The organism is Sphingopyxis sp. Geo25 (assembly GCF_949769135.1).
Classification (GTDB): domain Bacteria; phylum Pseudomonadota; class Alphaproteobacteria; order Sphingomonadales; family Sphingomonadaceae; genus Sphingopyxis.
In genome coordinates, this window is record NZ_CATKOZ010000014.1 from 1 (window position 1) to 10337 (window position 10337).

Here is a 10337-nt window from a genome sequence, read left to right on the forward strand (position 1 = left end):
CCCTGCTTCAACGAGCCGACAAACTGTTCTGGCGGAAGCTGCTGTTCGACAACAATTACCGCATCCACCAGCAGCATAATTAGACCCGCTACTTGGGATCGGCTGAAGTGGGGTTAGGAGCAACCTCTGCTTGCGGCGCGTCGCTGACGATTGCAGCAACAGGTTCGGCCGACAGAGGTTTCGCATTCTCCAGCGCAGCGGTGCGTACGAAGATAGCTTGATCAACCTTCTCAAATGCTTGCTGATAAACTGCCTGATCAAGAATCGGCTCTTCATCCTGATTAGAACCGAAACCATTTGATGAGATCTTGGTCATAACAAAATTGAATCTGACTTTTGTGAATCTGGGCCCAATTTCTTCAATAAAGGCAGATACGACCGGCGTTTTCTTTGAGCGCCCGAAACCAACAAACGGCATCCAAGTTGTCTTGCCATTCGTCGAGGCAGTGCCAGTGATAAGACCAGTTTCTTTATCAGCCGATCCAATTCGATATCCGGAATCCTGAAGAACAGTCATAACTGAAGAAAATACAATTGATTTATCAAATTCAAAATCGCGCGTTTGCATCTGTTGAATTGCCAGCGGACTTAACTCTGGCTGCTTCTTTGCCGATGCAACAGGCGACACCAAAACAAGAGCAACGGAAGAGAGTGCGAGAGCACCAGTGCGGATTAATGACATGTGATGGCCTTAAAAAGAGCTGCTACGACTACGAAAATCAGAAACTATTCCATTGGAATCGAATTTGATGATTAGCGTCATTGATCTAGTCGACTGCTCTGAGCGGCTCTTTTTCTTGCCGAAACCCAACCCGCCGCCAGCACCGACGCCACCGCCACCTCCGCCCACCAGCATCCCGATGGAAAAGCCACTCGACTTGTCCGCCGTGACAGTTGCGTGGCGGTCGTAAACCCAAACTTCGCGGCCGCTCCCGTCAATCGTAGTAACGTTCGGTCCGCCAAACGTTTCTAGAATATCCGACTGCCGCGTCTCACCGACACGAACTGTCATCTGAACCATACCATGGGTCAAAGTGTTTGGTGAATCGGCGGGTGCCTCTTTCGCATATAGCGCGCCCTCGGAAGCGACCATGGCAAAAGCCGCAGTCACTAGAATCTTATGGATCATTTGAGTCTCCCCTTACATGCCGCCATATTCTGGTCACTTATTTTGGTCAAATGTGACTTGCGCTTCGCTTTGCGCCAATTTGGCTCCATTTTGACGGCAAAGCATTTTTCTCCCCAGTGTAGCTTGAGCGCCGCGGCGGCACTATCGGCCCGAGCGAGGTGCCCGCATACGGGATTTAAGGGCTACCCACTTCGCCTCGGTCGCCATAAGTGAAAGGCTATGGATTTTACGGCGAGAGCACTATACGAACCCGAGCTATGCCTAATATCGATAGCGGATTTCACTCGGGATTGGCATAGGCCCGCTAACGCTAGGCTTCGATGCCATTGTCATTTTACCCGTCGCTGGATCAAATGACCGAATTTCAAATCGGGCGCCATATATCTCATAAGAAAGTGGGTAGGTCGCATCCTTATTAACGGTCTGGACCCGGGGCACCGTTCCGCTTGTCGTTTTTATGCTGTCGAAATCCATCCGCTTGCTATTCTGGTAGATGACGATGTGAAATGACGGCCGCGACGCTCTGCGAACTACAATCGATACATAATCCCCGGAACCCGCCTCTACCATTTCGCCGACATTCAAGGCCACAGGATTTATTGCGTGGGGCAAGCGGTCAGCGGGAACCCCATCGTCCAACAGAAACCCATGTTCGGCCACACCGTCATAATTCTGGTCAGCGAGACATTTCCGGCCATCCTCCAGCGAACGAATCAGTGCGTAGCCAATCGTTCCCATCAGGCCGCCCCCCTTTTGCTTGAGGTTGGGTACGTTGGTGCAATAGACGATTACGGCGCTTTCAGGGTCGTTTCGCCAATCCGAAACGCTGACCGCCGGAAGCACCGTCCCGGCCGGGATGGATACATCGCCTTCGCTGGTCGAGATTTTGACCTCTTGCCCTATTCTGGCAGCAATGCCCCACAGGATCGGTTGCCTCAACAACTCGTCACCCGGCTCCAAGACCCGATCGCCTTGCTGAACGGCATTTGGGATATAAAAGCGGCCGACCTCGGAATTAATCCCGGGCTTGTCCGACACCTCCGCGGCATCGACCGAAGAGACGGCAGAAAAAACGATCATCAAAGCGCATGCTATGCGCGGCCTGATATCAGTGGCCAACGTCACCCCCTGTTGCGAAGTCCAACATCGCTATAAACAAGTCCGAGCAATGCAACGTAGCAATCTCGTCAGCCCAGCGCCTTCTTCAGCAGTTCGTTGACGACCTGCGGGTTCGCCTTGCCCTGCATCGCCTTCATCGTCTGGCCGACGAAGAAGCCGAACAGCGCTTCCTTGCCGCCCTTGTACTGCTCGACCTTGTCGGCATTGGCGGCCAGCACCTTGGCGATCTCGCCCTCGATCGCGCCGGTGTCGCTCGTCTGCTTGAGGCCCTCGCGATCGACGATCGCGGCGGCGCCGTCGCCGCTTTCGAGCATCTTCTCGAACACCTGCTTGGCGATCGTGCCCGAAATCGTGCCGTCGGCGACCAGACCGAGCAGTTCGCCCGCCTGCGCCGGAGTAACCGGGCAATCCTCGAAACTCTTGCCCAGACGATTGAGCGCGCCGAACAGCTCGCTGGTCACCCAGTTCGCGGCCGCGACAGGCTTCGCGCCGGTTTCGAGCAGCGCATCGAACCACAGCGCGCTCTCGACCTCGGCGGTCAGCACGTCGGCATTGTACGCCGAGATCCCGGCGCTCAGATAGCGCGCGCGCTTGGCGTCGGGTAGCTCGGGCAAGCTGTCGCGGCACTCGGCCAGAAACGCATCGTCGAGTTCGAGCGGCAACAGGTCGGGATCGGGGAAGTAGCGGTAATCATGCGCATCTTCCTTCGACCGCATCGAGCGCGTCTCATTGCGGTCGGGATCGTAGAGCCGCGTTTCCTGCACCACGGTGCCGCCGCTTTCGATCAGCGCGACCTGGCGCTTCGCCTCACCCTCGATCACCGCCATCACGAAGCGCACCGAATTGACGTTCTTCGTCTCGGTCCGCGTGCCGAATTCGTCGCCCGGCTTGCGCACGCTGACGTTGACGTCGGCGCGCATCGAGCCTTCTTCCATATTGCCGTCGCACGACCCGACGTAACGCAGGATCGAGCGCAGCTTGCGAACATAGGCCCCCGCTTCGGCGGGCGAGCGCATGTCGGGACGCGAGACGATCTCCATCAGCGCGACTCCGCTGCGGTTCAAGTCGACGTACGACATCGTCGGATGCTGGTCGTGCATCAGCTTGCCGGCGTCCTGCTCGACATGGATGCGTTCGATCCCGATCCGCTTCGCCTCAGGAACTCCCGCCTTCTCGTCCGCCTCGATCATCAACGAACCTTCGCCGACAAGCGGATGATAAAGCTGCGAAATCTGGTAGCCCTGCGGCAAATCGGCATAGAAATAATTCTTGCGGTCGAACCGCGACCATTTGTTGATCTGCGCCTCGATCGCCATCCCCGTGCGCACCGCCTGGCGAATGCACTCGCGGTTCGGCACCGGCAGCATCCCCGGCATCGCCGCGTCGACCAGCGACACCTGCGTGTTCGGCTCGGCCCCGAACGCCGTTGCAGCGCCCGAGAACAGCTTGGCGTTGGAGGTGACCTGCGCATGGACCTCGAGGCCGATCACGACCTCCCACTCGCCGGTTTCGCCCTTGATGCGATAATCAGACATCGTTCAAATCCTCAGTGTGTCCCTGCGAAGGCAGGGACCCATCACCTGCCGCTTCAACCTTGCACCATCCGGAGATGGGCCCCTGCCTTCGCAGGGGCACAGGCCCAGCTACCACCACTTGTCGGCGCGGGCGGTAAAGCCCGCCCGCTCTTCAATCGCCAGCCCGGCGTTGAGCACGCCCTGCTCGTCGAACGCCTTGCCGATGATCTGCAAGCCCAGCGGCAGCCCATCGCGGTTCAGCGCTGCGGGGACCGACATCGCGGGCAGGCCCGCGAGGCTCGCGGGCACCGCGAACACGTCGTTGAGGTACATCGCCAGCGGATCGGCCATCTTCTCGCCCAGCCCGAACGCCGCCGACGGCGCGGTCGGCGCGAGGATCACGTCGCAGCTTGCAAAAGCCTGCTCGAAATCGCGCGCGATCAGCGTCCGCACCTTCTGCGCCTGCGTATAATAAGCGTCGTAGAAGCCCGCCGACAGCACATAGGTGCCGATCATGATGCGCCGCTTGACCTCGGGCCCGAAGCCGTCGGCGCGTGTCGCGGCGTACATGTCCTGCAGCCCCGCGCCCTGCGGCAGATCGCGGAGCCCGTAACGCACGCCGTCATAGCGCGCGAGGTTCGACGACGCCTCGGCGGGCGCGATGATATAATAGGCCGGCAGCGCATATTTGGTGTGCGGCAGGCTGATCTCGACGACCTCGGCCCCCGCATCCTTCAGCATCGCGATGCCCGCATCCCACATCGCGTCGATGTCGGGATCAATGCCGTCGAGGCGATATTCCCTGGGAATACCGACCGTCTTGCCCTTGAGATCGCTCGACAAAGCCGCTTCCCAATTGGGCACCGCCATATCGAGGCTCGTCGCGTCCTTCGGATCGAAGCCCGCCATATTCTCGAGCATGATCGCGCAGTCGCGCACGTCGCGCGCCATCGGCCCCGCCTGGTCGAGCGAGCTTGCGAAGGCGACGATGCCCCAGCGCGAGCAGCGGCCATAGGTCGGTTTGATCCCCGAAATGCCGGTGAAGGCCGCGGGCTGGCGGATCGAGCCGCCGGTGTCGGTCCCCGTCGCCGCGGGGCACAGCCGCGCCGCGATCGCCGACGAACTGCCGCCCGACGATCCGCCCGGCGCGAGCGCGGCATTGCCGCCATCCTTGCGCCGCCACGGCGAGATCACATTGCCGAAATAGCTCGTCTCGTTCGACGACCCCATCGCAAACTGGTCGAGGTTCAGCTTGCCCAGCATCCCCGCGCCCGCGTCCCACAATTTCTGGCTGACGGTCGATTCATAGCGCGGCACGAAACCTTCGAGCATATGGCTCGCGGCGGTCGTCTGCACGCCATTGGTGCAGAACAGGTCCTTCATCCCGATCGGCACGCCCGATAGCGGCTTCAGCGTCCCCGCCGAACGGTCGGCATCGGCCGCCTTCGCCGCCGCAATCGCATGCTCGGGCGTCTCGACGATAAACGCATTCAGCGCCTTCGCGCCCGCGACATTGGCGTTGAACGCCTCGGCGATCTCGACGGCGCTGAAATCGCCCGCGCGGTGCCCGTCGCGGATCTGCGCGACGGTCAGATTGGTAAGCTCAGTCATTATTCGATCACCTTGGGAACGCCGAAAAAGCCGTGCTGCGGCGCGGGCGCATTGGCGAGAATATCGTCGCGGCGGTTGCCGCCGGTCAGCGGGTCGGCGTCGACGATATCGTCGCGCAGCCGCAGCTTGTTCGGGATCACCGCGGTCATCGGTTCGACCCCGGTCACATCGACCTCGCCGAGTTGTTCGACCCAGCCCAAAATGCCGTTGAGTTCGCCTTCCATCGCGGCGGCTTCGGCATCGCTGATCGCGATGCGCGCCAGCGACGCTATTTTCCTGACTGTTGCCTGATCGATTGCCATTCATCTTGCCTTATCGGGAGAAGTTGCGCCGCTAGCATCCTCCCCCGTCCGCTTCAACCGTCCTGATCCTTCCTGTAACGAACTCGTGAGGCAGTCGCAGACGGCGCGCAACGCCAGCGCGACCGCTCACGTACCGAGGGGTGACGGGGCAGCGACGATCGCATCACACGCCATTTGAAGGGTTTGTCATGACCGGCTAGAGAGCCTGAAAATCCTCTCCCCCACTGGAGCCCCAATGGCCCGCAAATTCCTCTACCTTATTGCCGCGATCATCCTCGTCATCTTCGGCTTCGGCGTCGCCTATCAGCTCAATCCGGGCTGGTTCGGCCGCGTCGCCTTTGTGCCGAGCACGCAGTTCGTCGAACAAGCGGCGGCCGCGCCCAACGCCTATGACGATCCGGCGATGTGGTTTGCGCGTCCGGGTCTCGCGGACGATCCCGCCGATTGGCGCCCGCCGGTCGAAGGCCGGAAGGAAGCGATCGCGGCCAAGGCGGCGGGCGGCAAGCTGGTCGGATCGGCCAAGGCCGCCGAAGCCACCGCCGCCGACGCCGAACCGGCCCAGGGCGACGCCGCGATCTTCTTCGTTCACCCGACCAGCTATTACAGCAAGGCGAGCTGGAACGCCCCGCTCGACGACGCCGACGCCAATTACCGCGCGACGCTCTTTATGCAGGGCATGGCGAGCGCGTTCGGCGACGCGGGCGAGGTGTGGGCGCCGCGTTACCGGCAGGCGACGCTCGGCGCGTTCCTCGCGACCGACCGCGTCACCGCGGGCAAGGCGATCGATGCCGCCTATCGCGACGTCGAACAGGCGTTCGACGCCTTCCTCGCCGCGATCCCGAAGAACAAACCGATCATCCTCGCGGGCCACAGCCAGGGCGCGCTCCACCTGACAACGCTGCTGAGGAACCGGATCGCGGGCACCCCGCTCGCGAAGCGCATCGTTGCGGCCTATGTGATCGGTTGGCCGATCAGCCGCGACACCGACATGGCGGCGCTCGGCCTGCCCGCGTGCGAGACGCCGGAAGAAAAGGGCTGTATCCTCTCGTGGGCGAGCTTCGCCGAACCCGCCGACACCTCGATGGTGATCGGCGCCTATGACGGTACGATCGGGTTCGACGGCCGTCCCCGCGCGGGCACGCGCATGCTCTGCACCAATCCGCTGACCGGCATCCCCGACACCGCCGCCGGCCCCGATGCCAATATCGGCACGCTGAAGCCGAGCGAAGGCTTCAAGGCGGGGACGCTGATCGCGAAAAAGGTCGGCGCGAAGTGCGACGACGACCGCGGCTTCCTGCTGATCGGCGATGCCGAAGCGGCGCAGAATTACGCGCCGAGCTATGTATTGCCGGGCAATAATTATCACGTCTTCGACATCACCCTTTTCTGGGCGAACGTCCGCGCCGACGCACTGCGCCGCCTCGCGGCCTACGAGGGCAAGCCCTCGCCCGTTCCGCCGCCCGCCGCGCCGGTTGCGGTGCCGGCCGCACCGACGCCAACACCCAAAATGGCTACCCCTCAGACCTCGTCATCCCGGACTTGATCCGGGATCCATGGCCCGACCTCGTGACCTTGGGCCACGGATGCTGAAACAAGTTCAGCATGACGAAAATAGGGGATAGACGCAGATGATGATCACCACCGCCGCCCCCGACTTCGCCGCCGCGCTTCCCGCCGGCGGCCGCCTCGCGGGCCTCGATGTCGGCACCAAGACGATCGGCGTCGCGCTCTGCGATGCCGGCTGGAGCTTCGCGTCGCCCGACAAGACGATCATCCGCAAGAAATTCAGCGTCGACCTTGAGGCACTCAAAGCGGTCCTTGCCGCGCAATCGGTCGTCGGCCTCGTCGTCGGGCTGCCGCTCAATATGGACGGCACCGACAGTCCGCGCACGCAGAGCACCCGCGCCTTTGCGCGCAACCTGCTGCCGCTCGGCCTCCCGATCCTCCTCTGGGACGAGCGCTGGTCGACCGCCGCGGTCGAGCGCGCGATGATCGCCGCCGACGTCAGCCGGGCAAAAAGAGCGGAGCGCGTCGACAGCGCCGCTGCCGCCTTCATCCTGCAGGGCGCGATCGATGCGCTGACCAGATGATCCTCCCTGTCGCGAAGCGATGGCGAGGATCATGACTTGCGATTTTCGCAAACCCGGCATAGACGCTCGGCTTTAATGACAAGCGCAACCACCCGACCCGCCAGCGACTATCCGCCCGGCGGCGATGCCTTTCGCCATCGCCACCTGATCGGCATCGCCCAGCTCGCCCCGTGGGAAATCTCCTACGTTCTCGACGCCGCCGAGGAGTGGGTCGAGATGAACCGCAGCGGCGCCGCCAAGCACGACGACCGGCTCGCGGGTCTCACGATCATCAACGCCTTTTTCGAGAATTCGACCCGCACTTTGCTGTCGTTCGAGATCGCGGGGAAACGCCTCGGCGCCGACGTCGTCAACATGCACGCCGCGCAATCGAGCGTGAAGAAGGGCGAGACGCTGATCGACACCGCGATGACATTGAACGCGATGCGCGCCGACGCGATGGTGATCCGCCACCAGAGCTCGGGCGCGGTGCAGCTCATCGCCGACAAGGTCGACTGCCCCGTCCTCAACGCCGGCGACGGCCGCCACGAACATCCGACGCAGGCGCTGCTCGATGCGCTCACCATCCGCCGCCGCCTCGGCAAGGTCGAGGGACTGACGATCGCTATATGCGGCGATGTGCTGCACAGCCGCGTCGCGCGCTCGAACATCCTCGCGCTCACGCTGCTCGGCAACGAGGTGCGCATCGTCGCACCGCCGACGCTGACCCCGCCCGCGATGGAGCGGATGCACGTCACCACCTTCACCGACATGGACGAAGGGCTGAAGGATGCCGACGTCGTGATGATGCTCCGCCTCCAGAACGAACGCATGGACGGCGCCTATCTGCCCAGCGCCCGCGAATATCACGCGCTCTACGGCCTGACGCCGAAGCGCCTCGAAAAGGCGAAGCCCCAAGCCATCGTCATGCACCCCGGCCCGATGAACCGCGGGGTCGAGATCGACAGCAGCGTCGCCGATCACCCCACCCGATCGACGATCACCGAGCAGGTCGAAATGGGCGTCGCGGTGCGCATGGCGTGCCTCGACATATTGACGCGCCGCAAGCGGGGGGTACCGGGATGGAACTGACCCCGCTGCTGATCGCGAACGCGCGCCTGCTCGGCGGCGACCCGGTACGCCTGCTCGTCGAGCGTGGCCGCATTGCCGCGCTGAACCCTTTGGAAACGCCCGGCGGCGCCGAAACCGTCGATGCGCGCGGGCAGTGGCTCGCGCCCGGCATCATCGACCTCGGCGTCTTCGCGACCGACAAGCCCGCCTTCCATTTCGGCGGCATCACGCGCGCAGCGCTGATGCCGGACAGCGGCCCGCTCGACGGCGCCGGGCTCGTCGAGCGGGCCGCCAAAGGTGGCAAGCCCGACCTCTGGGTTCACCCGCTCGCCGCCGCCACCAAAGGCCTCGCAGGCAGGGAACTCGCCGAGATCGGCCTGATGAAACAGGCGGGCGCGCGCGCCGTCGCCACCGGCCGCGCCCGCATCGCCGATGCCGGCGTGATGCGCCGCGTCCTTGCCTACGCCGCCTCGCTCGGCCTTACGGTCATCGCCCACGCCGAGGACGAGGGGCTGACGGCGGGCGCCGTCGCCACTGACGGCGAGATGGCGACGCGCCTCGGCCTCGCCTCGGCTCCCGCGATCGCCGAAGCGATGGCGATCGCGCGCGACCTTTGCCTCGTGGAGGAAACCGGCGCCCCGATCCACTTCCGCCAGGTCACCACCGCGCGCGGGCTCGACCTGATCCGCGCCGCCAAGGCCAAGGGCCTGCCGGTCACCTGCGGCATCACGCCGGCCCATCTCTTCCTCTCCGATACCGCGATCGGCGATTTCCGTACCTTCGCCCGCCTCTCGCCGCCCCTGCGTAGCGAGGACGACCGCCATGCCTGCCTCTCCGCCATCGCCGACGGCACGATCGACGTGCTGACATCGGGCCACGATCCGCGCGGTCCCGAGGACAAGCGCCTCCCCTTCGCCGAGGCGCAGCCCGGCATGGCGGGCGCCGAGACTTTGCTGGCGATGGGCCTTCAGCTCGTCCGCGACGGCCATATCAGCGCGGCGCGCCTCTTCGACCTGCTCGCCGCGAACCCCGCAAAGCTGCTCGGCCTCGAAGCCGGCCGCATCGAGCCCGGACTGGAGGCCGACCTCATCCTGATCGACGAGGGCACGCCTTGGCAGGTCGATGCGAAAAAGATGGCGGCCTGGGCCGGTAACACGCCGTTCGACGGTATGCCGGTTCAGGGGCGCGCGACGATGCTGTGGAAGGGCGGGCAGCGCATCAGGTAGCGACGGCCGATTAACGCGTCGAAGCGTGCGCGTCCCGTATCAGGACAGCAACAATATTTCACAGGACTCGCTTTCGAATCCCCTTATATGTCGATTTGCGACCCGAATGGATGACAGTCCATTCACCACTCAAAGGCGGCCGTCCCCGGCCGCCTTTTCTTTTTTGCCCTCCCGCGAAGCCCAACCGACTGGCCGGGCACAAAAAAGAAGCCCGTCGGAAATCCGGCGGGCTTCTAGGGTCAGGACCCATTGATTTGAGCAGGCCGCTGTGATTCAGGCTCACTGTGAGGAGCCTG

Annotated in this window: 10 protein-coding genes; 4 read left to right on the forward strand and 6 right to left on the reverse strand. The window is 63.3% G+C overall.

The annotated features are described in order from the left end of the window. Nucleotides 1-88: 88 nt before the first annotated feature. The 6 genes from QOL68_RS18715 to gatC all read right to left on the reverse strand — a co-directional run bounded on the left by QOL68_RS18715 (nt 89) and on the right by gatC (nt 5675). The gene (locus QOL68_RS18715) at nt 89-682 is read right to left on the reverse strand and encodes a hypothetical protein (protein ID WP_282950459.1); all 594 of its coding nucleotides are present in this window, start codon (nt 680-682) and stop codon (nt 89-91) included. A gap of 9 nt (nt 683-691) precedes the next feature. Then, nucleotides 692-1129: a hypothetical protein gene (locus tag QOL68_RS18720; protein ID WP_282950460.1), complete on the reverse strand. Its 438-nt coding sequence runs from the start codon at nt 1127-1129 to the stop codon at nt 692-694. A gap of 261 nt (nt 1130-1390) precedes the next feature. Further along, a complete protein-coding gene (locus QOL68_RS18725) occupies nt 1391-2209 on the reverse strand; it encodes a hypothetical protein (RefSeq protein ID WP_282950461.1) in 819 nt (272 codons plus the stop codon). 107 nt (nt 2210-2316) lie between these two features. Further along, nucleotides 2317-3783 (reverse strand): Asp-tRNA(Asn)/Glu-tRNA(Gln) amidotransferase subunit GatB, encoded by a 1467-nt coding sequence (gene gatB / locus QOL68_RS18730; protein WP_282950462.1) that lies wholly within the window; start codon nt 3781-3783, stop codon nt 2317-2319. 108 nt (nt 3784-3891) lie between these two features. Further along, a complete protein-coding gene (gene gatA, locus QOL68_RS18735) occupies nt 3892-5373 on the reverse strand; it encodes an Asp-tRNA(Asn)/Glu-tRNA(Gln) amidotransferase subunit GatA (RefSeq protein ID WP_282950463.1) in 1482 nt (493 codons plus the stop codon). Then, the gene (gene gatC / locus QOL68_RS18740) at nt 5373-5675 is read right to left on the reverse strand and encodes an Asp-tRNA(Asn)/Glu-tRNA(Gln) amidotransferase subunit GatC (protein ID WP_058802024.1); all 303 of its coding nucleotides are present in this window, start codon (nt 5673-5675) and stop codon (nt 5373-5375) included. The genes gatA and gatC overlap by 1 nt, the downstream gene beginning before the upstream one ends. A 235-nt stretch (nt 5676-5910) precedes the next feature. Between gatC and QOL68_RS18745 the strand changes: the two genes are divergently transcribed. The 4 genes from QOL68_RS18745 (at nt 5911) to QOL68_RS18760 (ending at nt 10041) form a co-directional block, all read left to right on the forward strand. Continuing rightward, nucleotides 5911-7218 (forward strand): DUF3089 domain-containing protein, encoded by a 1308-nt coding sequence (locus tag QOL68_RS18745; protein ID WP_282950464.1) that lies wholly within the window; start codon nt 5911-5913, stop codon nt 7216-7218. A gap of 88 nt (nt 7219-7306) precedes the next feature. Next, nucleotides 7307-7765: a Holliday junction resolvase RuvX gene (gene ruvX, locus QOL68_RS18750; protein WP_282950466.1), complete on the forward strand. Its 459-nt coding sequence runs from the start codon at nt 7307-7309 to the stop codon at nt 7763-7765. A gap of 75 nt (nt 7766-7840) precedes the next feature. Next, nucleotides 7841-8836 (forward strand): aspartate carbamoyltransferase catalytic subunit, encoded by a 996-nt coding sequence (locus QOL68_RS18755; protein ID WP_058457684.1) that lies wholly within the window; start codon nt 7841-7843, stop codon nt 8834-8836. Further along, nucleotides 8827-10041: a dihydroorotase gene (locus QOL68_RS18760; protein WP_282950465.1), complete on the forward strand. Its 1215-nt coding sequence runs from the start codon at nt 8827-8829 to the stop codon at nt 10039-10041. Before QOL68_RS18755 ends, QOL68_RS18760 begins: the two co-directional genes overlap by 10 nt. Nucleotides 10042-10337 lie beyond the last annotated feature (296 nt).